Here is a 22514-nt window from a genome sequence, read left to right on the forward strand (position 1 = left end):
GGTCTATTGATGGAAGATCGAGATGTACCCGAAAACGGGGAAACGGCCGGTCCGTGGGCCGTTTCCCCGGGGGATCAGGTTACGGAGGAGTAGGCGACTACGCCTCGGCGCATGGCTTCGGCGGCTTTGCGGGCGGTGGTGCGGACTTCGCCGTCACCTGCGGCGTCGGCGATCTGGCCGAGGAGGTCCATGAGCTGTTTGACGGAGCGGACGAAGTCGCCGGCGGTCATGCCCGCCTCGCTGAGGACCTCGTCGAGGTCCTCGCCGCCGGCCCAGCGGTAGGCGGCGAAGGCGAAGCCCAGGTCGGGTTCGCGTTGGAAGGCGACGTCGTTGTCCTTCTCGACGCCCTCAAGCTCGCGCCACAGCCTGACCATCGCGGTCAGGGCGTCACGGCTGCCCGGGGGGATGCGCGGCGGGGCGGCGTCCTCGGGCTGGCGCGACTCGTACACCAGCGCCGACACGCACGCGGCGAGCTCGGCCGGCGACAGGCCCTGCCACAGGCCCTCGCGCAGCGACTCGGCCGTCAGCAGGTCGAGCTCGGAGTAGATCCGGCCGAGCCTGCGCCCGGCGTCGGTGACCGCGCCGTCCTTCAGGTAGCCGAGCTGTTCCAGCACCCCGCACACCCGGTCGAACGTCCGCGCGATGACCTGCGAGCGCGACTCGACGCGGCGGCGCAGCCCGGCCGCCTCGCGCTCGAGCCTGAAGTACCGCTCGGCCCAGCGGGCGTGGTCCTCGCGGTCGGTGCAGCCGTGGCAGGGGTGGGCGCGCAGCTGGGCGCGCAGCCGCTGGATCTCGGCGTCGTCGCCCTCGCCGGCCCCGCCGCGGCCCCTGTGCCGTTTGGCCTCGGCGTGCGGGACCTTGTTGCGCAGCGTCGCGGCCATGTCCTTGCGGTGCTGGGGGTTGCGCGGCGAGAACCACTTGGGGATCTTCACCCGCTCCACCGGCTCGGCGGGCGCGAGGAAGTCGGCGAGGGTGAGCCGTTTGACCTGGCGGCTGTCCAGCAGCACGAGCGGCGCGGGCCCGTCGGAGCGCTTGGCGATGCCGGTGTCGAGGATCAGCGCGACGCCCTGGGTCCGCCCGGACGGCACGATCACCACGTCGCCGGGCCGCAGCCGCTCAAGCGACCTGGCCACCTCGAGGCGGCGCGCGCCCGCGCGGTCGCGCGACAGCCGCGACTCGGCGTCCGACAGGGCGCGGCGCAGCGCCGCGTACTCCATGAAGTCGCCCAGGTGGCAGGTCGCGGCCTCGGCGTACCCGGCCATCGCCTCCTCGGACTTGTGCAGCTGACGGGCCAGCCCGACGACCGCACGGTCGGCCTGGAACTGCGCGAACGACTCCTCGAGCAGGGTCGCGGCGCGTTCCCTGCCGACCGCGCCGACGAGGTTCACCGCCATGTTGTACGACGGCCGGAAGGACGAGTTCAGCGGATAAGTCCGGGTTCCGGCCAGGCCCGCGACCGCGCCCGGGTCGATGCCCGGCTGGTACAGCACGACCGCGTGGCCCTCGACGTCGATGCCGCGCCGCCCGGCCCGTCCGATGAGCTGGGTGTACTCGCCGGGCGTGAGGTCGGCGTGCGCCTCGCCGTTCCACTTGTCGAGCTTCTCGATGACGACGGTGCGGGCCGGCATGTTCACGCCGAGCGCGAGGGTCTCGGTGGCGAAGACCGCGCGGATGAGGTTCTTGGCGAACAGTTCCTCCACGACCTCCTTGAACACCGGCAGCATGCCCGCGTGGTGGGCGGCGATCCCGCGCTCGAGGCCGTTCAGCCAGTCGTGGTAGCCGAGCACGACCTTGTCGGCCTCGGGGATGTCGGCGGTGCGCTCCTCGGCGATCCGCCGGATCAGCTGGGCGTCCTCACGCGAGGTCAGCCGCAGGCCCGAGTGCAGGCACTGGCTGACGGCGGCCTCACAGCCGTTGCGGGAGAAGATGAACGTGATCGCCGGGAGCAGCCCGGCCCGGTCGAGCCGCTCGATCACGTCGGGCCGCGACGGCGGGCGGAACCTGACGGGACGGTGGTCGCGGCGGCGTCCCGACCGCCGCCCGGAGTTGATCTTGGCTTTGCGGACGTCGTCAAGGGAGATCCTGCGCAGCTCGGGGTTGACCTTCGCGCGGCCCTCCCGGGAGTCCTCCACGAACAGGTCGTAAAGCCGCGTGCCGACCAGCATGTGCTGCCACAGCGGCACCGGCCGGTGCTCGTCCACGATCACCGTGGTGTCACCGCGCACGGCCTTCAGCCACTCGCCGAACTCCTCGGCGTTCGACACCGTCGCCGACAGCGCCACCACCCGCACCGAGTCGGCGAGATGGATGATCACCTCTTCCCAGACCGCGCCGCGGAACCGGTCGGCGAGGTAGTGGACCTCGTCCATGACGACGTAGCCGAGCCGATCAAGGGTCTGCGAGCCCGCGTACAGCATGTTCCGCAGGACCTCGGTGGTCATCACCACGATCGGGGCCTCGCCGTTGACCGAGTTGTCGCCCGTCAGCAGCCCGACGTTCTTGGCCCCGTACCGCCTGGCGAGGTCACCGTACTTCTGGTTCGACAGCGCCTTGATGGGGGTGGTGTAGAAGCATTTACGGCCCTCCCGCAGGGCCAGGTGGACCGCGAACTCGCCCACGACGGTCTTGCCCGATCCGGTGGGGGCCGCGACCAGGACGCCGTCGCCGGACTCCAGCGCCCGGCACGCCTCAAGCTGGAATCCGTCAAGGTCGAAGTCGTACAGGCCGCGGAACTCCCGCAGCGCGGGCCCGTTCTCGGTGACGTTCCTTTGGTGGGCCGCGTAACGCTCGGCGGGACTGCTCATGCTTCCAGCCTATGGTTTCGCGGGAGCCGATTCCCACCCGGTTTTCCGGTCGTTAACGCCGGTCCTCGATCGGCTCGGGCTCGCCGATGTCGGACGGCTCGTCGTCGATCACCGACGCCTCGTCGTCTGACAGGCCCTCGTACAGGCTGGGCTGGGTGGCGCGCCTCTTGTCGACGAGGAAGGCGATCCCGTCGGACATCGAGAACAGGATGATCACCGGGATCGCGAGCGACACCATCGTGATCGGGTCGGCGCTCGGCGTGGCGACCGCGGCGAACACGAAGATCCCGAAGATGATCCCGCGCCGCCACTTCTTGATCACCGCGTGCGGCAGCACACCCGCGAGGTTCAGGATCGACACGAACAGCGGGAGCTCGAACGCGAGGCCGAACACCAGCAGCATGGTGATCACGAACCGCAGGTACTCGTCGACGGTGATCAGGGCCGCGACGTTGTCGGGGGTGAACCCGAGGAACAGCGCGATGCCCCGCTCGACCGTCAGGTAAGCAAGGGCCGCGCCGACGAGGAAGAGCGGGAGCGCCAGCGTCAGGAACAGCAGCGTCCAGCGCTTCTCCTTGCGGTGCAGGCCCGGCGCGACGAAGGCCCACAGCTGGTACAGCCACACCGGCGAGGACAGCACCACGCCGACGAGGAACGCGATCTTCACGTTCAGGAAGAACGAGGAGAAGATCCCGTTGACGACAAGGGAGCACTCGTCGCCCTTGAGGTCGGTGGACTGCGGGACCGAACAGAACGGCTCCCGGAGGATCTGCCAGACCTCTTCCTTCAGCACCCAGCCGATGACCATGCCGACCAGCAGGCCGAGCAGCGCCTTGACCGTGCGGTTGCGCAGCTCGCGCAGATGGTCAAGGAGCGGCATGCGGCCATCGGGGTTTGCCCCGCTCATGTCCTCATCCTCGGGGTGTTGTCTGGTGACGGGGAAGGGCCGGCGCTCAGGAGGTGCGGTTCACCTGGTCGGGGCTGACCGGGACGCCGCTGATGGTGGTCCCGTCGGCCTTGGGGGCGGGGATCTCCTGCGCGGGCGCGGCCTGCGGCTGCGCGGGCACGTCGTCCTTGTCGTCGTTCACCAGGCCCTTGGTCTCGGACTTGAAGATCCGCAGCGAGCGGCCCAGGGAGCGGGCGGCGTCGGGCATCTTCTTGGTGCCGAAGAGAACCAAGACCACAACGGCGATGAGCAGGAGCTCGGGCCAACCCAAATTCGGCATGTTCTGTCCTCACTGCGGGGCAGGGCTGTGACTCCTTGATGCTACGCCCCGCATGCCGTGGTGCGTAACGGCCCAAAGAGGTGAACCCTAAGCTTTCTTACCTATTCACCAGCGGTGAACTCAGGCCACACCCTACTCTCCCCGACCCGCCCACGTCCCCCGACAGCACACCCGAAACCAGGACTTAACGGACATCCTTAACTGTCGCGGAGGCGCTCCCGCAGCCGATCGAGCTTCCGCTGAAGCCGCGACCGCTTCGGATCGAGCCGCCGCCGCGTCCGCTCCACCGCCCACGCCAGCTCCCGCACCGCGGCGAACAGACGGAACCCGGCGAACGCCACAACACACATGCCAACGGCCGTCAGCGCCACCCACGTCATCGCCCACCCCACACCCCCCAACCTACACCGCCCACCCCCCGCGACCCCGCACACCGCCCTTCCTCGCAGTCCCTTCGGGACTGCGAGAAAAAGAGCCCGACGCACCCGACAGACCGGGCACTCCCCGCGGCCCCCTTCGGGACTGCGGGGAAGAGACCAGACGCACCCGACAGGCCGGGCATTCCGCAGTCCCCTTCAGGACCGCGAAAGAGATCAGACGCACCCCACAGGCCAGGGATTCCCCGCGGCCGCCTTCGGGACTGCGAGGAAGAGGACGGATGTACCGGGCGGGCCGGGCGTTCCTCGCGGTCCCCTTCGGGACTGTGGGGGGGAGGGGGTGGGTGGGCTAGGTGTAGAGGGCCAGGGCGCGTTCGGCGTCGGCGCGGACCCCGTCGACCAGTTCGGCGGGGGCGACGAGGCGCGCCTGGTCGCCGAGGCGCAGTGCCAGCGACCGCACCCAGCGGGCGTCCGACGCGCGCAGCACGATCCGCAGCCTGCCCTCGCCGATCTCTTCGGCGCTCTCACACGGGTAGTAATCGGCCACCCACCTGCCCTGCACGGTCAGCTCGAACGTCGCAAGGACGTCCTGGGCGGTGCCCTGGTACAGGCCGCCGTCGAGATCACGGCCGCGCACGCCGGCCGGCACCGACGACGCGGCCTCCAGCACCCGCACCGCGGTGATCTGGTCCATCCGGAACAGCCGGACCGCCTCCGCGCGACGGCACCAGCCCTCAAGGTAGGTGCGGCCGTCCACGACCAGCACCCGCATCGGGTCGACCTCACGCTCGGTGTGCTCGTCGCGGCCCGCCACGTAGTAGCTGAGGAACAGCCGGCGGCCCGTCCGCAACGCCTCCTGCACCTGGCCGAGCGCGCCCGCGCGGACGTCGACCTCCACCGACACCTGACGCGCCGCCTCCGCCGCGCCGCCCGCGGCCGCCTCCAGCTTGGCCACCACGCGGCTCAGCGCGTCGCGCTCGGCCGCGCCCGGCAGCTCCGCGAGCATCCGCAACGCCACGAGCAGCGCCGCCGCCTCGTCCGCGCCCAGGCGCAGCGGACGGCTGATCGACTCGGCCTCGGCGACGGTGATGTCGCCGCCCTCGTAGCTGAGGTCGATCGGGCAGTACGGGTCGGGCGAGCGCAGCTCAAGGCACCACAGCAGGTTCAGGTCGTCGCGCAGCTGCCGTTCGGTCACCCCGAACGCCTCGGCCGCCTCCGCGACGCTGACGGTGTCGCGCGAGACCACGTAAGGCACCAGCGCCAGCAGCCGCGACAGCCGGTCCGACGACGTCGTCGTCACGACAGCACCCCCTTCAGATGCCGGATGACCGCGTCACGCAGGTCCGGCGGATCGAGCACCACGAGATCGTCGGCGAAGCGGGCGAGGCTCGAGGCGGTCCATTCGGCGTCCCAGACGCTCAGGTCGGCCTCCTCCCACTGCTCGTCCACCGGCACCACGTCCGACGCCCACCGCCGCACCCCCTGCGCGCCGCCCTTGCGCAGCCGCACCCGGGCGGTGCGCCGCTCGGCGGGCCGCTCCCCGAAGTCGAACGCCAGCGCCCGGATGTCGGTGCCCGGCGGCACCTTCACCGACCCGTCCGGGCCCGCCGACGCCACCGCGCCCGCCACCCGCGACAGCCGGAACACCCGGTGCGCGCCGCGCATCCTGTCGAAGCCCACCAGGTACCAGCGGCCGCGCCGCGAGGTCAGCCCCCACGGCTCCACGACCCGCCGCTGCGCCTGCGACCCGCCCATCTTCACGTAGTCGAACGCCACGGGACGCCCGTCCCGCACCGCCTCATACAGCGCGGGGAAGGCAGGGTCGTCGGCCGCGACCCGCGACTCCAGCACCGGCGAGCCGCCGGGATCGGCGTCGATTCCGGCCGCGCGCAGCTTGAACAGCGCGCCCGAGGCAGCCTCGGCCATCGTCGTCTGCTGCCACACCCGCGCCGCGAGGCCGAGCACGGCGACCTCGTCCGGCGTCAGATGGATGTCCGGCAGCTCGTAGGCGTGCGGCGGGATCCGGTAGCCGACCTCGTTGTCGTCGTCCGAGCCGAGCTCGAGGGGAATGCCGAGCTCACGCAGCTCGTCCTTGTCCCGCTCGAACATGCGTTTGAAAGCCTCCGGCGAGTCCGGATATCCCGGAACCGCCCTCCTGATCTGCTCCGCCGACAGATACCGCCTGGTCGCCAGCAGGCACACCACCAGATGCAGCAGCCGGTCGGTCTTGCGCCGCGACATCTCCAGCGCCACCTCCCTCGCGGTGAAACGCTACCGTCTTCCCCGTGATCCGATGGCGTAAAGGCACAGTGCAGGGCGTCCGCCGCGAATGGCCGGGCGCGGTCGAACTCGACGTGACAGTCGACGGGCAGGGGGCAAGGGCCCTGGCCTACCCCGAACTCGTCGGCAGACCCGAGCCCGGCGACACCGTCCTGCTCAACACCAACGCCCTGGCGCTCGGCCTCGGCACCGGCGGCTACGCCATGGTCGTCGCCGTCCCCGACCGGCTCCCCCCCGACCCCCAAGGGCCGGGCCACCTCGTCAAGGCCCGCTACACGCCGCTACAGGCGACGGTCCTCGGCGCGGACGAACAGGACTCGCCCCACCACGCGGCCCTCGCCGACGCCGACGACCTCGAAGGCATGCCCGTCCTCATCGCCGACCTCCACTCCGCGCTCCCCGCCCTGCTTTCCGGCCTCCTGCTCGACCGGCCGGGCACCCGAGTCGTCTACGTCATGCCCGACGGCGGGGCGCTGCCCGCCTGGTTCTCCATGTCGATCGCGCAGCTCAAGGCCGCCGGGGTGCTCGCCGCGTGCGTCACGACCGGGCAGTCCTTCGGCGGCGACCTGGAGACCGTCACCGTCCACACGGGGCTGCTTGCCGCCCGACGCGTCCTGGACGCCGACGTCGCCATCGTCGCCCAGGGCCCCGGCAACCTCGGCACCGGCACCCGCTGGGGCTTCTCCGGCGTCACCGCGGGCGAGGCCGTCAACGCCGCCGCCGCCCTCGGCGGCCGTGCCGTCGCGTCCCTGCGGGTCTCCTCCGGCGACGCCCGCGAACGCCACGTCGGCGTCTCGCACCACAGCCTCACCGCCTACGGCAGGGTCGCCCTCGCCCCCGCCGACGTGCCCGTGCCCGCGCTGCCCGGTCCGTTCGGGGCCCGCGTCGCCGAGCAGGCCGCCACCCTGCCCGACCGGCACCGGCTCCTCACCATCCCCCTCGACGGCCTCGAAGCGGCCCTCAGAGCCGACGAGAGCGCCTGGGGGGTGCGCATGTCCACCATGGGCCGCCGCCTCGACGGCGACCTCGAGTACTTCCTCACCTGCGCCGCCGCGGGCCGCCACACCGCGACCCTCCTGTGACGCCCTAGTACGCGCCGAGCACGTCGATCACGTACACCAACGTGTCCGACGCCTTGATCCCGTACTTCGGCAGGCCCTTCACCTCCATGTCCTTGGCCCCGTAAGCCATGTCCGGCGGAGCCACCACAAGGAGCCTGCTCCCGACCTTCTTGCCGACCAGCGCCTCATCCCAGCCCTTGATCACCTGCTGCTGGCCGATCACCGCCGCGTACACCTTCCCGTCCGACCACGACGAGGAGAACACCTTCCCGTCCCGCCACAGCGCCCCCACATACTGGATCGCGAGCAGATCACCCGCCTTCACCTCACGGCCAGGACCTGTCTTCACCGTCTCCACCGTCAGCTTCTTCGGCGGCGACGCCTTCGGCACCCGCACCCCCGGCACGTCACCCCCCGAAACCTCAGGCAGCCCGTCCCCGCCCGCGAACGCCGGAGCGTCCGCCACCGAAGCGCCCTTCGGATGCGACCCCCGCACATCGAGCACGTACACCAGCGAGTCAGAGGCGGCGATCCCCAACCGCTCCGACCCCTGCGTCCCATAACCGTCCTTCGGCGGAATCACCGCCACCACACGGCTGCCCGCCTTCGCCCCCACCAACGCCCGCTTCAACCCCGGCACGAGATTCCACGACGGAAAAGCCGCGGGCGTACCCCCCTGAAAACTGTTCCCGATCAACTTCGAAGCCCCACCCGAAGCCCACGTGTAACCCACATAATCGGCCACCACAAGATCACCCTCCGCCACCGCACGCCCCTCACCCTCCACCACGGTCTCCACCGCGAACTCCTCCCCCGGCGCACCCCCACGCGGGAACTCCACCGACGGCACCACCCCGAACTCCCCCGACACCTCGACCTCAGGCTCCCCCGGCCCACCCCCACACCCCGCCGACGACGAGACCACCAACACCGAGGCTGACAAAACCGCGAGAAGACGACGCATCAACAACAACCCTTAAGGACAAACGAAAAGGACGGGCGCCCACCCTACCGATCAGTAAGTCCCCGCAAAAGAGGCTACGAACCGGAAGACGGACACCCGCCCCCACCACGGACCCGACCGTCACACCACGGCCGTCACATCCCCGCGATCAACTTGTCCACCCGCTCGTCCACCGAACGGAACGGATCCTTGCACAGCACAGTGCGCTGCGCCTGATCGTTCAACTTCAGATGCACCCAGTCCACCGTGAAATCACGCCGCTTCTCCTGCGCCTTCTTGATGAACTCACCCCGCAACCGCGCCCTGGTCGTCTGCGGAGGAACCGACTTCGCCTCGAAGATCGCAAGATCCTGCGCGACCCTCTCCACCGCCCCCTTCTTCTCCAGGAGGTAGTACAGGCCACGGTTGCGATGCACATCGTGATACGCCAGATCCAACTGCGCCACCCGAGGCGACGACAGCGGCAGGTCGTACTTCTTGCGATACCGCTCGATCAACTGGTACTTCGTCACCCAGTCGATCTCCCGCGCCACCATGTCAAGATCACCGGTCTCGACCGCCGTCAGCGTCCGATCCCACAGATCCAACACCCGGCGCACCAACGGATCAGCACCACGCCGATCCATGAAATCCTTCGCCTTCGAGAAGTACTCCCGCTGAATCTCCAGCGACGAAGCCTCCCGACCGTTCGCCAGCCGCACCTTCCTACGGCCCGTCATGTCATGCGACACCTCACGGATCGCCCGAATCGGGTTCTCCAACGTCAGATCCCGCATCACCACACCGGCCTCGATCATGCGCAACACAAGATCGGTCGCCCCGACCTTCAACAACATCGTCGTCTCCGACATGTTGCTGTCACCCACGATCACATGCAGCCGACGGAACCGCTCGGCATCAGCATGCGGCTCATCCCGCGTGTTGATGATCGGACGCGACCGCGTCGTCGCCGACGACACACCCTCCCAGATGTGCTCGGCCCGCTGCGACACGCAGTACACCGCACCACGCGGCGTCTGCAACACCTTCCCGGCGCCACAGATGATCTGCCGCGTCACAAGATAAGGAATCAACACATCAGCCAACCGGCCGAACTCCCCATGCCGCCCCACGAGATAGTTCTCGTGACACCCATAGGAGTTCCCCGCGGAATCCGTGTTGTTCTTGAACAGATAGATGTCCCCGGCGATCCCCTCCTCCCGCAGCCGCCGCTCGGCGTCCACCAGAAGACCCTCGAGGATCCGCTCCCCCGCCTTGTCGTGCGTGACCAGATCGACCACGCTGTCGCACTCAGGCGTCGCATACTCAGGATGACTGCCGACGTCCAGGTAGAGCCGCGCCCCATTTCGCAGGAACACGTTGCTGCTCCGGCCCCAAGACACCACCCGGCGGAACAGATAACGCGCCACCTCATCAGGTGACAACCGCCGCTGCCCGCGGAAGGTGCAGGTGACCCCGTACTCGTTCTCGAGCCCGAAAATGCGCCTGTCCACACCATGACCCTATGCGCCCAAAGCCCCGACCAACAGTCTCCGCACCCCACGATTCTCACGATTCGTGGGCGACCCATCGCACAAAACACACAACAAGCACAACAGGGCCACCCCGAGGACTCAACCCTCGAAGCGACCCCGCTGCGAACAGCCCGGCTAACCCTCCGCAGGCGGCTCCGGCAACTCAAGCGACTCGGCCTCGCCCGACGCGGCGGCCGACCCCGCCGACTCCGCCAGCAGCGCGTCGATCCGCGACGGCACCAACCGCCGGAACAACCGCCGGTCACGGTTACGGTCCAACACCGCGACCTCGAGCTTCTCCGCCTCGAGAACCCTCTCGGAGTCCTGCTGCTGCAACGCGTGCACCGCGACACGCAACGCCTCAGAAAGAGTCTCGCCGTCGCGATACCCCTCCTTCAACGCCGTCGCCACCGCGTCCGCCGCACCGCCCATCGCCACGAACCCGTGCTCGTCGGCCACCGACCCGTCGAACGTCAACCGGTAGATCTGGTCACTCGACGCGTCATCACCGACCTCCGCCACGACCAGCTCCACCTCATAAGGCTTCGTCTGCTCCGTGAAGATCGCACCGAGGCTCTGCGCGTAAGCGTTCGCCAGACCCCGCGCCGTCACATCCGACCGGTCGTACATGTACCCGTTCACATCCGCGTACCGCACCCCGGCCAACCGAAGCTGCTCGAACTCGTTGTACTTCCCGACCGCCGCGAAAGCGATCCGGTCGTAGATCTCCGAGATCTTGTGCAGCGCCCGCGACGGATTGTCCGCCACGAACAGAATCCCGTCGTCATACTGCAGCACCACCACAGAACGACCCCGGGCGATGCCCTTGCGCGCGTAATCCGCGCGGTCCTTCATCTGCTGTTCGGGCGCCACATAAAACGGCATCGACATCGCTTGTTGACCCTTCTCCAGCCTGACCCGGGACGATTACCGCAAGGGGGCGTTCGGACCGCCCGGCGACGAATACCGCGCCTGCACGACGGCCCGGGCCACGTCACCGACCTCCTCGTCCGGCACCCGCCGGAACCCGTCATCGGTGATCGACGCCAGCACCGGGAAGATCCCACGCGTCAGATCAGGCCCGCCCGTCGCCGAGTCGTCGTCCGCCGCGTCGTACAGCGCCTGCACGCACACCACACGCGCGTCGTCCTCCGACAGGTCAGGACGCCACAACTTCTTCAACGCGCCCTTGGCGAACACCGAACCCGACCCGATCGAATGGAAGTCGTGCTCCTCGTACCTGCCGCCCGCCGCGTCGTAGGAGAAGATCCGTCCGACACCCCGCTCCAGGTCATAACCCGCGAACAGCGGCACGACCACGAGGCCCTGCATCGCCATCCCCAGGTTCCCGCGGATCAGCGTGGCCAGCCGGTTCGCCTTCCCCTCGAGGGAAAGCAGCCGACCCTCCATCTTCTCGTAATGCTCAAGCTCGACCTGGAACAGCCGCGTCATCTCCAGCCCGATCCCCGCGGTCCCGGCGATCGCCACCGCCGAGTACTCGTCCGCCGGGAACACCTTCTCGATGTCACGCTGCGCGATCACGTTCCCCGCGGTCGCCCGGCGGTCACCCGCCATGATCACACCACCCGGGAACGTCACCGCCACGATCGTCGTCGCGTGCGGGATGTTCAGATGCTCCGCGCTCCCCGACACCATCCGGCCCCCAGGGAGCAACTCGGGCCGCCAGGCCCCCAGAAAGTCAGCGAACGACGACGGTCCCGAGTTCATGAAGACCCCCGGAAGACCCCCGCCCATCGGCACAGACGCCATGCGACTCCTTCCCCAGCACGCCGGTAGAACTGTCTCGACCCTACTGACATTCGACCGTCTTCCGCATGCCGCGAGATCTTCCCTCGCTCCGCCCTCGGCGAACCCCCCACCCGCCCCCCACTTCCCCCGACCCCCAAATCGTGACCAAGCAACCCCCGCCAAACCACCCCCAACCTCCCCACCACCCCCGCACACCCCCACCCCCCGACCAGCACTCCCCCACCAACCCCCCATCCCCCACCCACCCCGACCGAACGAAGCCAACTCGTCTCCCCGCCCCAGCGGTCCCGTCTCCACCACGGCCCCCACCCAGCCCCACCCCACGACGCCCTAACCACTGATCGCACACCACATACCGCGCTCATCGAGCCTCGCCCACGGACGCGCGAACTCCGCAGTGCAATAGAACGCCGCCGACCTCACGACCTCGGGATCATCGCCGAGCATCCCCATGCCGGAGTTGCAGCCCGTGCACAGCAGGCCCCGGAACACGCCGGTCCCGTGGTCGTGGTCCACGTGCGTGATCGGCGCCTCCATACAGATCGCGCACCTGCCGTGCTGGAGCCTGGACAAGCCGTCCACCCACGGCTCGCTGACCCCGTACTTGTGCCGCAGCTTGTACTCGCGCCTGCTCTTGCTCCCCTCACCCGGCCGGTTGCGCGGGAGCAGCCGGGAAACCCCCGACACCTCGAGCTCCTCGACGACCTGGTTCAGCCACTCCACCCGACCCTCCAGGTACAGGGCGGCCTGACGGAGCCGCCACGGGTCGTCGTCGAACTGGCCGAGCGCGCCGTTGCACGTGAAGCACAGGACACCCCTGACCATCGAGGTCCAGTGACAGTGGTCCACGTGGTCGGGCTCCGGACGGCGGCAGATCGCGCAGACCCCGCCCTGCCGCGCCACGATCGACCGGACCCCCGCCGACGTGACCCCGTAGCGGCGCTTGAGGTGGAAGTCCCGGGTACTCCCGTGCCGCTTCACCACGTTCTCCCTCGAGATCCGGTTGTGGCAGGGCAGGCAGTAGGCCGTCAGGCCGGACCTCGCCGCGCGGTTCTTCCCGAAGTTGGCGACGGGCTGGATCTCCTGGCACGCGGGGCAGTACTTCTGGCCCGCGGGGACGTCGAGGTGACGCCGGAAGGGGCGGACCGTCTTGCCCGCCTTCGCCTGCCTTTCCCGGTACCGGGCGGCGTTCCTGTCGCTCATGCACACCTTGCAGTAAAGGTGGATTCGGTCCGGGGACTGTCGGTATCGGCCGAACTCGGTGATGGCCTTGGACTCGCCGCAGTCGCGGCAGCGCTTTGTCGTCATGCGGGGGGTATTAAGGCCAACACAAAAGGCTCGTCCGCAGTTCTTTAAAACCGCGTACGAGCCTTTCCTAATTGCCCGAATTTACCCCAGGAACAAATCGGACATACTATCACTCTCCGCCTTTTTGCACGTACCCACGGACAAATTCCTCAGAATTCTCTTCTAGGACATTGTCGATTTCATCGAGGATCGCGTCGACATCGTCTGAGAGCTTCTCGGTGCGCTCCTGGACGTCGGAGGAGGTCTCGGTGGTGGTCTCCTCGACCTCTTCGGTCTGTCGGGTGGTCTGCTTCTGTCCGCCGGTGTCCTTGGTGGCCATGAGGGCTCCTCCCGTATGTGCCGCGTGTACGGCGACCTTACCCGGGGCTGCTACGGGCTGGCGTAGGTGGCGTTCCGCCCTGAGCAGAGTGACCGGAGGGGTCCCTACCGTTATCGCCCTTACGCGGCTTGCCGAAACGGGGTAAAGGGCACATCAAGGTGTGGTGGGAGATCGCCTTCCCCGCAGTCCCGAAGGGACTGCGGGGTGGGGTTGGGGGGTAGGCGGCCCGGCTGCTGACGGCGGTGGCGGTCAAGGGCCCGGGGGAAGCGCCGGGGCCCCGCACACGGGTGTGTGCGGGGCCCTGAGGGGCCGTCTGGGGGCCGGGGTCAGCCCTGGCCGGCCAGGACGGCGAGGAGGTCCGCGGCGGTGCGGCAGCGGTCGAGGAGCGCGCCGACGTGGGTCTTGGTGCCGCGCAGGGGTTCGAGGGTGGGGACGCGTTGCAGTGACTCGCGGCCGGGGACGTCGAAGATGACGCTGTCCCAGCTGGCGGCGGCGACGCTGTCGGCGTACTGGGCGAGGCAGCGGCCGCGGAAGTAGGCGCGGGTGTCCTCGGGCGGGTCCTCGATGGCGCGGGTGACGTCGTCCTCGGTGAGGAGGCGGTCGAACCGGCCGAGCGCGACGAGTTTGTTGTACAGGCCGCGGTCGGGGCGGATGTCGGAGTACTGCAGGTCGACGAGTTCGAGGCGGCTGTGGCCCCAGTCGATGCCGTCGCGGGTGCGGTAGCCCTCGAGGAGTTCGAGTTTGGCGACCCAGTCGAGTTCGCGGGACAGCTGCATGGGGTCGTCGCCGAGGCGGGTGAGGACGGATTCCCAGCGGGTGAGGACGTCGAGGGTCATCTCGTCGGTGTCGGTCCCGTATTTGTCCTCGACGTATTTGCGGGCCTGCTCGAGGTATTCCATCTGGAGTTGGACGGCGGTCATCTTGCGGCCGTCCTTGAGGGTGATGAGGTGTTTGCAGCTCGGGTCGTGGGAAATGGCGCGCAGGGAGGCGACGGGGGATTCGATGCCGCGGTCGGCGGTGAGGAATCCGTCTTCGATCATGGCGAGGACGAGGGCGGTGGTGCCGGCCTTGAGGTAGGTGGAGATCTCGCTCATGTTGGCGTCGCCGATGATGACGTGCAGGCGCCGGTATTTCTCTGGGTCGGCGTGGGGTTCGTCGCGGGTGTTGATGATGGGGCGCTTGAGGGTGGTCTCCAGGCCGACCTCGACTTCGAAGAAGTCGGCGCGTTGGCTGATCTGGAAGCCGTCGCCGCGGCCGTCGACGCCGATGCCGACGCGTCCCGCGCCGCAGAAGACCTGGCGGGTGACGAAGAAGGGGGTGAGGTGCCGGACGATGTCGGAGAACGGGGTCTCGCGCTTCATCAGGTAGTTCTCGTGGCAGCCGTAGCTGGCGCCCTTGTTGTCGGTGTTGTTCTTGTAGAGCTGGATGGGGTGGGTGCCGGGGACGAGGGCGGCGCGTCCCGCGGCGTCGGCCATGACGCGTTCGCCTGCTTTGTCCCACAGGACGAGGTCGAGGGGGTTGGTGACCTCGGGGGTGGAGTATTCGGGGTGGGCGTGGTCGACGTAGAGGCGTGCGCCGTTGGTGAGGATGACGTTGGCGAGGCCGAGGTCCTCGTCGGTGAGTTGGGTGGGGTCGGCGACTTCGCGGGCGAGGTCGAAGCCGCGCGCGTCGCGCAGGGGGTTCTCCTCTTCGAAGTCCCAGCGGGCTTTGCGGGCCCGTGCCGCTGATGCCGCGAGGTACGCGTTGACGACCTGGCTCGAGGTCACCATCGCGTTGGCCCCGGGTTGTCCCGGTACGGAGATGCCGTATTCGGTTTCTGTTCCCATGACCCGCCGAACGCTCATGTGTCCGAGCCTAGTGTGCTTCTCGCGGATCTCGGTGGGCGGAGGGCGGTTCGGCGCGTTTTTGCGTTGCGCTTGTGTGAGACGGGGGTTGCCGGTGTGTGAACGCGCGAAACGGCGGGCACACTGGGTGCCCGCCGTTTCGTTCGCCGGTGTGGCGTGTGGGGTTTACAGGTATTGGCCGGTGTTGGCGACGGTGTCGATGCTGCGGCCGGATTCGGCGCCCTTGGTGCCGGAGACGAGGGTGCGGATGTACACGATCCGTTCGCCCTTCTTTCCGGAGATGCGGGCCCAGTCGTCGGGGTTGGTGGTGTTGGGCAGGTCTTCGTTCTCGGAGAACTCGTCGACGCAGGCGTCGAGGAGGTGTTGGACGCGCAGGCCCTTCTGGCCGGTGTCGAGGAACTGCTTGATGGCCATCTTCTTGGCGCGGTCGACAATGTTCTGGATCATGGCGCCGCTGTTGAAGTCCTTGAAGTAGAGGACTTCCTTGTCGCCGTTGGCGTAGGTGACCTCGAGGAAGCGGTTCTCCTCGGTCTCGGCGTACATGCGTTCCACGGTCCGCTGGATCATGGCGTCGACGGTGTGCTGGTTGTCGGCGCCGTGTTCCTTGAGGTCGTCGGGGTGCAGGGGCAGTTCGGGGATGAGGTACTTGGAGAAGATGTCCTTGGCGGCTTCGGCGTCCGGGCGCTCGATCTTGATCTTGACGTCGAGGCGGCCGGGCCGCAGGATCGCGGGGTCGATCATGTCCTCGCGGTTGGAGGCGCCGATGACGATGACGTTCTCCAGTCCCTCGACGCCGTCGATCTCGGACAGGAGCTGGGGCACGATCGTGTTCTCGACGTCTGAGGAGACGCCGGATCCGCGGGTGCGGAAGATCGAGTCCATCTCGTCGAAGAAGACGATGACGGGGGTGCCGGCGGACGCCTTCTCGCGGGCTCGTTGGAAGACGAGGCGGATGTGGCGTTCGGTTTCGCCGACGTACTTGTTGAGGAGTTCTGGGCCCTTGATGTTGAGGAAGAAGGACTTGCCTTCCTGGCCTGTCTTCTCGGCGACCTGCTTGGCGAGGCTGTTGGCGACGGCCTTGGCGATGAGGGTCTTGCCGCAGCCTGGCGGGCCGTACAGCAGGACGCCCTTCGGGGGCCGTAGCTTGTGTTCGCGGAACAGTTCGGCGTGCAGGTAGGGAAGTTCGACGGCGTCGCGGATGAGTTCGATCTGGGGGCCGAGGCCACCGATCTCCTCGTAGGCGATGTCGGGGACTTCTTCCAGGACGAGTTCTTCGACCTCGGCCTTCTGGATCTTCTCGTAGACGTAGCCGGACCTTGTGTCGAGCATCAGCGAGTCTCCGGCGCGGAGGGTGAGTCCGCGCAGGGGTTCGGCGAGCTTGACGATCCGTTCTTCGTCGGCGTGCGCCACGACAAGGGCGCGTTCGCCGTCGGCGAACACCTCCTTGAGGGCGACGACCTCACCCTGCTGCTCGAATTCGAGGGCCTCGACCACGTTGAGGGCCTCGTTGAGCATGACCTCTTGACCGACCTGGAGGTCGTCGACCTCCACCGCCGGAGAGACGTTCACCCGGAGCTTGCGGCCCCCGGTGAAGATGTCGACGGTGCCGTCCTCACGGGCACTGAGGAAGATGCCGTAGCCGGATGGCGGTTGCGCCAGCCGGTCGACCTCCTCCTTGAGAGCGATGATCTGCTCTCGTGCCTCTCTGAGTGTGGACACCAGTCGCTCGTTCTGGCCTGTCACTGTTGCCAGATTCGCCTGTGCCTCATGCAGGCGCTCTTCGAGCACCCGCGTCTGGCGGGGGGATTCCGCGAGCTTCCGACGCAGAACGGAGATCTCTTCCTCCAGGAAAGAGAGCTGCGTCTGGAGGTCACGAACCTCCCTGTCGTGCGCCTTTCGCCCTGCGGCGTCATCACGAGCGGCCACGCCCCGTCACCTCCTCACGAAGAGCCGACGACCTACTCTGACCCTACCTATCTGGCGGGGATCCGTAACCTGACTATTGCATTTCCTTACCGTGGCGGTCCAGTTACGGCGCGCGGTTCGGGCAGGTCGGGACGGTCGGGACGGCTAAAGAAACGTCGGTGAAACAGAAAAATCACGGCGTGTCGCGGCAGGCGGGGGTCGATTACGCCGGAGGCGAACCGATTTCCGATTCTCCGCCCGTAACGTTCGCGGGGCCGGCGGGGAAGGCATTCTCGTTACCGCGGGTGAGTTCGGTTTCGGGGGTTTCTGGGTAAGCGCCCTTGGCCGGGCGGCGGCGGCGCAGCGGCGGGGTGACGCCGTCGGCGAGGCGGCGCGCGGTGATGAGGAAGCCGGTGTGGCCGACCATGCGGTGGTCGGGGCGGACGGCGAGTCCTTCGACGTGCCAGGAGCGGACCATGGTCTCGAAGGCGTAGGGCTCGGCGAAGGAGCCGTGTTCGCGCAGTCCTTCGACGACGCGGGACATCTGGGTGGTGGTGGCGACGTAGGCGCAGACCAGGCCGCCGGGGACGAGTGCCTTGCCTACGGCGTCGAGGCATTCCCAGGGGGCGAGCATGTCAAGGACGACGCGGTCGACGTCGGTCTCGGTGATGGCGTCCTCGAGGGAGCCGACGGTGAGCTTCCAGGAGGGGTGGGGGCCGCCGAAGAACTTCTCGACGTTCTTGCGGGCGACTTCGGCGAAGTCCTCGCGGCGCTCGTACGACGACAGGGTGCCGTGTTCGCCGACGGCGCGCAGCAGGAAGCAGGACAGCGCGCCGGATCCGGCTCCGGCCTCGACGACGCGCGCGCCGGGGAAGATGTCGGCCATGGCGATGATCTGGCCGGCGTCCTTGGGGTAGACGACCGCCGCGCCGCGCGGCATGCGGACGGCGAAGTCCTGCAGGAGGGGGCGGAAGACGAGGTAGTCGACGCCTCCGGTGGAGCGGACGACGATGCCTTCGGGGCGGCCGATGATGTCGTCGTGCTGGAGGTAGCCCTTGTGGCCGTGCCACTGCTTGCCTGCGGCGAGGGTGAGGGTGTTGATGCGGCCCTTGGGGTCGGTGAGCTGTACCTGGTCCCCGTCGCGGAGGGTGCCGTGGGGGGTGCGGGGGCCGGGTTCGTGGGTCGCGCTCATCGGGCCAGGTTATCGGTCCTGTGGGGGTCTTCAGGCCGGTGCGCGGGGGCGGTGGGCGCGGGGGTCAGGTGTCGGTGAGGGTGCGGTGGAGGTCGGCGGTGGACAGGACGCCGTAGACGGCTCCGGCGCGGTCGAGGAGGAGGTGTTCGGTGGCTCCGGAGGTTTGGACGGCTTCGAGGAGTTCCTGGCCGGAGATGTCGGCGGACAGGGTGGTGGTGGCGTCGAGGCCGCGTGCGACTTCGCCGGCGGTGGTCCAGGGGCGGCGGGCGGGCGGGACGGCTTCGACGGCGTGTTCGCTGACGAGTGCGGTGGGGCGGCCGTGGCCGTCGACGATGACGAGTGCGCCGGCTCCCGCGCCGCGTGCCTGGTCGAGGGCGACGGCGAGGGGGGTGTCGGCGGTGACGGTGGCGGCGCGGCGGGCGAGGCGGCGTGCGGTGAGCAGGGGGAGGCGGTCGCGGAGGCGTTCGGCGCGCAGGGACTGGGTGGCGGCGATCCACATGAAGGAGGCGAGGAAGGCGGCCCAGATGACGGTGATCCAGTCGATGCCGGGGGTGCGGGTGGCGAGCCAGGTGCCGCCGAGGAGGACGCCTGCGGCCAGGACGCGGCCGGTGTGGGCGGCGACGACGGTGCCGGTGCGGTCGCGGCCGGTGATCTTCCAGACGATGGCGCGGATGAGGAATCCGCCGTCGAGGGGGAGTCCTGGCAGGAGGTTGAAGACGCCGACGATGAGGTTGGTGAGGGTGAGCGCCTGGAGGAGGAGTGCGGGGACGGGGGCGGGTTCGGTGAGGATGAGGACGGCGGCTCCCGTGCCGCCGAGGGCGAGGGACAGGGCGGGGCCTGCGGCGGCGATGAGGAAGGACGCGCCGGGGCGGGCGGCTTCGCGTTCGAGTTGGGTGACGCCGCCGAGGAGGTGCAGGACGATGGCGCGGACGGGGAGGCCGAAGGCGCGTGCGGTGGCGGCGTGGCCGACTTCGTGGAGGAAGACCGACAGGTAGAGCAGGAGGGCGAAGGAGGCGGCGAGGGCGGTGGCGGCGGGTTGGGGGGCGACGCGTTCGGCGGCGGGCAGGAAGCCGAGGGTGATGAGGAAGGCGATGGGGAACCAGCTGAGGGAGACGTACACGGGGACGCCGAGGATCTTTCCGAGGGTGATTCCTGGCGGGCGTTCTTCGTCTCTTCGCACGTTGTCGATGCTAGCCAGCGGGTGGGGCGGTTCCGTCGTACGTGTCCCCTAGTCTCTTCGCCATGACCTCCTCGACCGGTTCTGAGCCCCTGGTGATCGGTTCGTTGTCGCCCTCCCGCGCGGGCGATTTCATGACTTGTCCGTTGCTGTACAGGTTCCGGGTGATCGATCGGATCGAGGAGCGGCCGTCGCCTGCGGCGGTGCGGGGCACGCTGGTCCACGCGGTGCTCGAACGGCTGTTCGACCTTCCGGCGGAGGCGCGGACGGCGGACGCGGCGCGGGCGATGCTCGAGCCGCAGTGGGCGGATCTCGTGGCGCGTGAGCCGGAGCTCGAGGCGCTGTTCGAGGGTGAGCCGGAGGGCGAGCGTGACGCGTGGCTGGCGCGGGCGCACGAGCTCGTGGACAGCTACTTCACGCTGGAGGACCCGCGCCGTCTTGAGCCCGCCGACCGTGAGCTTTTTGTGGAGACTGTGCTGGAGTCGGGGTTGAAGCTGCGCGGTTACATCGACCGGGTGGACGTCGCGCCGTCGGGTGAGGTGCGGATCGTCGACTACAAGACGGGGTCCGCGCCGCGCGCTGATTTTGAGGCGCGGGCGCTGTTCCAGATGCGGTTCTACGCGCTGGTGCTGTGGCGGTCGCGGGGGCGGGTGCCCGCGCTGTTGCAGTTGATGTATCTGGGGAACGGGGAGGTGCTGCGGTATCAGCCGGATGAGGCTGATCTGCGGGCGACGGAGCGCAAGCTGGAGGCGCTGTGGCGGGCGATCGCGCGGGCGGCGGAGACGGGTGAGTGGCGGCCGCGTCCCGGGCGGTTGTGCGACTGGTGTGATCACAAGGAGCGGTGTCCTGAGTTCGGGGGTGTGCTGCCGCCACTGCCGGAGGGGGCGCGGGCCGCGGCGGGAGGTGGGGTGATCCCGGCGCAGCGGGATTTCTCCGACGACGTGTGAGTTTCGGTCACCGGGGGGTCGCGTCCGTTACGGTGCGGGTATGGGTGCGCCCGATCTTTATTTCTCGTGTGACGTCGAGGCCGACGGTCCGGTGCCGGGGCCGTACTCGATGTCGAGTTTCGGGCTGTCGGTGGCGGGGGTGTTCGACGGCCGGGCGTTCACGCCCTACCCGCCGGCCAAGCACACGTTCTACGCGGAGCTGAAGCCGATCAGCGCGGAGTTCGTGCCCGAGGCGGCGGCGGTGAGCGGGCTCGACCGGGAGCGGCTCGCGGTCGAGGGGCAGGACCCGCGGGCGGCGATGACGGCGGCGGGCGCGTGGGTGCGGGCGCGGGCGCGCGAGGCGGGGGCGGTGCCGGTGTTCGCGGCGTATCCGCTGGGGTTCGACTGGATGTTCATGTACTGGTACTTCCTGCGGTTCGCCGAGGCGGGGTCGCCGTTCGGGCACTCGCGGGCGCTGGACATCAAGACGCTGTACGCGGCGCGCGCGGGCGCGCAGATCCGTGACGCGGTCAAGAGTTCGATGCCGCGTCGGCTGCTGTCGGCGCGGCCGCACACGCATCACGCGCTGGACGACGCGATCGAGCAGGCCGAGTTGTTGCAGAACCTGATGGTGTGGGACGGGGTCCGCTGATCCCGCGGGGGGTCGCGGGTCAGAAGTCGCCTTCTGCGCACTGCAGGACGGTGAGGCCGAGGGCGCGCCACATGGCGACGACCTTGGCGCGGTCGTCGATGACGCCCGCGGCGGGCCCGTACGCGGGGACGACGCGGTCGCGGTACAGGTCGGACTTGACGGTCTCGTCGGGCCGGTGGTCGCCGTCGGCGCGCATGAGCAGGTCGAGGCCGGGGACGGCGATGTGGTGGGCGATCCACGCCGACGTCGCCGCGCGGGCGCGCTCGCCCCTGCCCGACATGTAGACGATCGGGTGTCCGGCGGCCGCGAGGGCCCGGACGACGGTGATGACGGGTTCGTTGGGCAGGTCGGTGCCGACGAGGGTCATGTCGTAGGGCGAGCGCGGCCTTTCCATGGCCTGGTCGCGCAGCGCGACCGTCCCGTCGAGGTCGACGAGCCAGGGGCGCGCGCCGGGCGGGGTGGGCGCGGTGTAGTGGGCGGCGCGGACGGCGTGCAGCCACGCTTCGGCGGCCTCGGTGTCGGGTGCGTCGGGCAGGGGTGAGCGGGCGGCGGCGAAGGCGTCCTCGGTCGCGGCGAGCAGCGCGCGGGCCTCGCTCGTGTCGCCGGAGGCGAACCGTTCGCCGAACGCGCGGATCGCCTCGGGGTCGGCGAGTTCGACGGTGAGGCGGCCGGTCCGGTACAGGTCGAGGCCCTGGTGGAGCAGGCGGGCGAGGTGGCGGGCGGCCTTGGCGGTGCGGGCCCCCGCCTTCCCGGCCTCCGCGCGGCGGAACTGGGCGGCGGCGTAGCCGAAGTAGGCGTCGCGGACCCTTCCCGCCGACAGGAAGGAGCCGCGCAGCGCGGTCAGGGCGTCGCCGAGCGGGGTGCGGACGTCGTAGAGCCGGTCGGGCAGCCAGAGCAGTTCGGTCGCGGTCGGGTTGGCGTCGAGGGCGAGCGCGGCGTACTTGGCGGCCTCGTGCAGGGTGACGTCGTCGCCGCCCGGCCCCGAGGTGACGTGTGAGGCGCGCCGTCCGGTGGGCGGGGTGAGGCCGTGGAACGCCGAGGTGGGGGCGGCGTATACGGCGAGCCTGTCGAGGTCGGACGACGGGGTCGCCAGCCCGTAGGCGGTCGAGCCGACGGTTCCGGCGAGCAGCACGGTACCGGGACGCATGGCACGACTCCAGGACGGGACGGGAAAGGTCCCGTCAAGGTGCCAGAT

General features: G+C 69.2%; 20 protein-coding genes. 3 read left to right on the forward strand and 17 right to left on the reverse strand.

Annotated features, from left to right (window positions below; genetic code table 11):
- Positions 1–74: 74 nt before the first annotated feature.
- The 6 genes from R9X44_RS31085 to R9X44_RS31110 all read right to left on the reverse strand — a co-directional run bounded on the left by R9X44_RS31085 (position 75) and on the right by R9X44_RS31110 (position 6660).
- Entirely contained in the window at positions 75–2804 is a 2730-nt protein-coding gene (locus R9X44_RS31085; RefSeq protein ID WP_319817913.1) for a DEAD/DEAH box helicase, read from the reverse strand.
- Positions 2805–2856: 52 nt separating this feature from the next.
- Positions 2857–3711: a twin-arginine translocase subunit TatC gene (tatC, locus tag R9X44_RS31090; RefSeq protein WP_319817914.1), complete on the reverse strand. Its 855-nt coding sequence runs from the start codon at positions 3709–3711 to the stop codon at positions 2857–2859.
- Between the two features lie 46 nt (positions 3712–3757).
- The gene (gene tatA, locus R9X44_RS31095) at positions 3758–4030 is read right to left on the reverse strand and encodes a Sec-independent protein translocase subunit TatA (protein WP_319817915.1); all 273 of its coding nucleotides are present in this window, start codon (positions 4028–4030) and stop codon (positions 3758–3760) included.
- 197 nt (positions 4031–4227) lie between these two features.
- A complete protein-coding gene (locus R9X44_RS31100) occupies positions 4228–4422 on the reverse strand; it encodes a hypothetical protein (RefSeq protein WP_319817916.1) in 195 nt (64 codons plus the stop codon).
- 334 nt (positions 4423–4756) lie between these two features.
- On the reverse strand, positions 4757–5707 hold the full coding sequence (locus R9X44_RS31105) for a helix-turn-helix transcriptional regulator (protein ID WP_319817917.1): 951 nt from the start codon (positions 5705–5707) through the stop codon (positions 4757–4759).
- Positions 5704–6660, reverse strand: a complete 957-nt coding sequence (locus tag R9X44_RS31110; RefSeq protein WP_319817918.1) for a helix-turn-helix transcriptional regulator — start codon at positions 6658–6660, stop codon at positions 5704–5706. Before R9X44_RS31110 ends, R9X44_RS31105 begins: the two co-directional genes overlap by 4 nt.
- 32 nt (positions 6661–6692) lie before the next feature.
- Here R9X44_RS31110 and R9X44_RS31115 point away from each other — a divergent pair, with 32 nt between their 5' ends.
- Complete coding sequence (locus tag R9X44_RS31115) at positions 6693–7769, forward strand: DUF3866 family protein (protein ID WP_319817919.1); 1077 nt, start codon at positions 6693–6695, stop codon at positions 7767–7769.
- Positions 7770–7773: 4 nt separating this feature from the next.
- On the opposite strand, the gene R9X44_RS31120 is transcribed toward R9X44_RS31115, so the two are convergent.
- The 10 genes from R9X44_RS31120 to R9X44_RS31165 form a co-directional block, all read right to left on the reverse strand.
- A complete protein-coding gene (locus R9X44_RS31120) occupies positions 7774–8712 on the reverse strand; it encodes an FKBP-type peptidyl-prolyl cis-trans isomerase (protein WP_319817920.1) in 939 nt (312 codons plus the stop codon).
- A 134-nt stretch (positions 8713–8846) separates the two neighbouring features.
- Positions 8847–10205 (reverse strand): Pup--protein ligase, encoded by a 1359-nt coding sequence (gene pafA / locus R9X44_RS31125; RefSeq protein ID WP_319817921.1) that lies wholly within the window; start codon positions 10203–10205, stop codon positions 8847–8849.
- Positions 10206–10361: 156 nt separating this feature from the next.
- Positions 10362–11111, reverse strand: a complete 750-nt coding sequence (gene prcA / locus R9X44_RS31130) for a proteasome subunit alpha (RefSeq protein ID WP_319818060.1) — start codon at positions 11109–11111, stop codon at positions 10362–10364.
- Between the two features lie 42 nt (positions 11112–11153).
- Positions 11154–11996, reverse strand: coding sequence for a proteasome subunit beta (gene prcB, locus R9X44_RS31135; protein ID WP_319817922.1), 843 nt, complete (start codon positions 11994–11996; stop codon positions 11154–11156).
- A gap of 330 nt (positions 11997–12326) precedes the next feature.
- Positions 12327–13304 carry an endonuclease domain-containing protein gene (locus R9X44_RS31140; RefSeq protein ID WP_319817923.1) on the reverse strand — a complete coding sequence of 326 codons (978 nt, stop codon included), beginning with the start codon at positions 13302–13304 and terminating at the stop codon, positions 12327–12329.
- A gap of 109 nt (positions 13305–13413) precedes the next feature.
- A complete protein-coding gene (locus tag R9X44_RS31145) occupies positions 13414–13623 on the reverse strand; it encodes a ubiquitin-like protein Pup (RefSeq protein WP_319817924.1) in 210 nt (69 codons plus the stop codon).
- Between the two features lie 326 nt (positions 13624–13949).
- Positions 13950–15467 (reverse strand): depupylase/deamidase Dop, encoded by a 1518-nt coding sequence (dop, locus tag R9X44_RS31150; protein ID WP_319817925.1) that lies wholly within the window; start codon positions 15465–15467, stop codon positions 13950–13952.
- A 165-nt stretch (positions 15468–15632) separates the two neighbouring features.
- Complete coding sequence (gene arc / locus R9X44_RS31155) at positions 15633–17393, reverse strand: proteasome ATPase (protein WP_319817926.1); 1761 nt, start codon at positions 17391–17393, stop codon at positions 15633–15635.
- Between the two features lie 202 nt (positions 17394–17595).
- Positions 17596–18564 carry a tRNA (adenine-N1)-methyltransferase gene (locus tag R9X44_RS31160; RefSeq protein ID WP_319817927.1) on the reverse strand — a complete coding sequence of 323 codons (969 nt, stop codon included), beginning with the start codon at positions 18562–18564 and terminating at the stop codon, positions 17596–17598.
- A gap of 64 nt (positions 18565–18628) precedes the next feature.
- A complete protein-coding gene (locus tag R9X44_RS31165; RefSeq protein ID WP_319817928.1) occupies positions 18629–19744 on the reverse strand; it encodes a M50 family metallopeptidase in 1116 nt (371 codons plus the stop codon).
- Positions 19745–19806: 62 nt separating this feature from the next.
- Here R9X44_RS31165 and R9X44_RS31170 point away from each other — a divergent pair, with 62 nt between their 5' ends.
- Both R9X44_RS31170 and R9X44_RS31175 read left to right on the forward strand, forming a co-directional pair.
- A complete protein-coding gene (locus R9X44_RS31170; RefSeq protein ID WP_319817929.1) occupies positions 19807–20688 on the forward strand; it encodes a RecB family exonuclease in 882 nt (293 codons plus the stop codon).
- A gap of 40 nt (positions 20689–20728) precedes the next feature.
- On the forward strand, positions 20729–21319 hold the full coding sequence (locus R9X44_RS31175; protein ID WP_319817930.1) for an exonuclease: 591 nt from the start codon (positions 20729–20731) through the stop codon (positions 21317–21319).
- Between the two features lie 19 nt (positions 21320–21338).
- Here R9X44_RS31175 and R9X44_RS31180 read toward each other — a convergent pair whose 3' ends face one another.
- Positions 21339–22466, reverse strand: coding sequence for a DNA polymerase beta superfamily protein (locus tag R9X44_RS31180; protein ID WP_319817931.1), 1128 nt, complete (start codon positions 22464–22466; stop codon positions 21339–21341).
- Between the last annotated feature and the right edge of the window lie 48 nt (positions 22467–22514).

It is taken from the genome of Actinocorallia sp. A-T 12471 (genome assembly GCF_033875155.1).
Classification (GTDB): domain Bacteria; phylum Actinomycetota; class Actinomycetes; order Streptosporangiales; family Streptosporangiaceae; genus Actinocorallia.

Coding starts and splice junctions, on each gene's coding strand:
- R9X44_RS31085 (WP_319817913.1), bottom strand. CDS start 2,804: ATGAGCAGTCCCGCCGAGCGTTACGCGGCCCACCAAAGGAACGTCACC.
- tatC (WP_319817914.1), bottom strand. CDS start 3,711: ATGAGCGGGGCAAACCCCGATGGCCGCATGCCGCTCCTTGACCATCTG.
- tatA (WP_319817915.1), bottom strand. CDS start 4,030: ATGCCGAATTTGGGTTGGCCCGAGCTCCTGCTCATCGCCGTTGTGGTC.
- R9X44_RS31120 (WP_319817920.1), bottom strand. CDS start 8,712: ATGCGTCGTCTTCTCGCGGTTTTGTCAGCCTCGGTGTTGGTGGTCTCG.
- prcA (WP_319818060.1), bottom strand. CDS start 11,111: ATGCCGTTTTATGTGGCGCCCGAACAGCAGATGAAGGACCGCGCGGAT.
- prcB (WP_319817922.1), bottom strand. CDS start 11,996: ATGGCGTCTGTGCCGATGGGCGGGGGTCTTCCGGGGGTCTTCATGAAC.
- R9X44_RS31140 (WP_319817923.1), bottom strand. CDS start 13,304: ATGACGACAAAGCGCTGCCGCGACTGCGGCGAGTCCAAGGCCATCACC.
- R9X44_RS31145 (WP_319817924.1), bottom strand. CDS start 13,623: ATGGCCACCAAGGACACCGGCGGACAGAAGCAGACCACCCGACAGACC.
- dop (WP_319817925.1), bottom strand. CDS start 15,467: ATGAGCGTTCGGCGGGTCATGGGAACAGAAACCGAATACGGCATCTCC.
- R9X44_RS31160 (WP_319817927.1), bottom strand. CDS start 18,564: ATGAGCGCGACCCACGAACCCGGCCCCCGCACCCCCCACGGCACCCTC.
- R9X44_RS31170 (WP_319817929.1), top strand. CDS start 19,807: ATGACCTCCTCGACCGGTTCTGAGCCCCTGGTGATCGGTTCGTTGTCG.
- R9X44_RS31175 (WP_319817930.1), top strand. CDS start 20,729: ATGGGTGCGCCCGATCTTTATTTCTCGTGTGACGTCGAGGCCGACGGT.
- R9X44_RS31180 (WP_319817931.1), bottom strand. CDS start 22,466: ATGCGTCCCGGTACCGTGCTGCTCGCCGGAACCGTCGGCTCGACCGCC.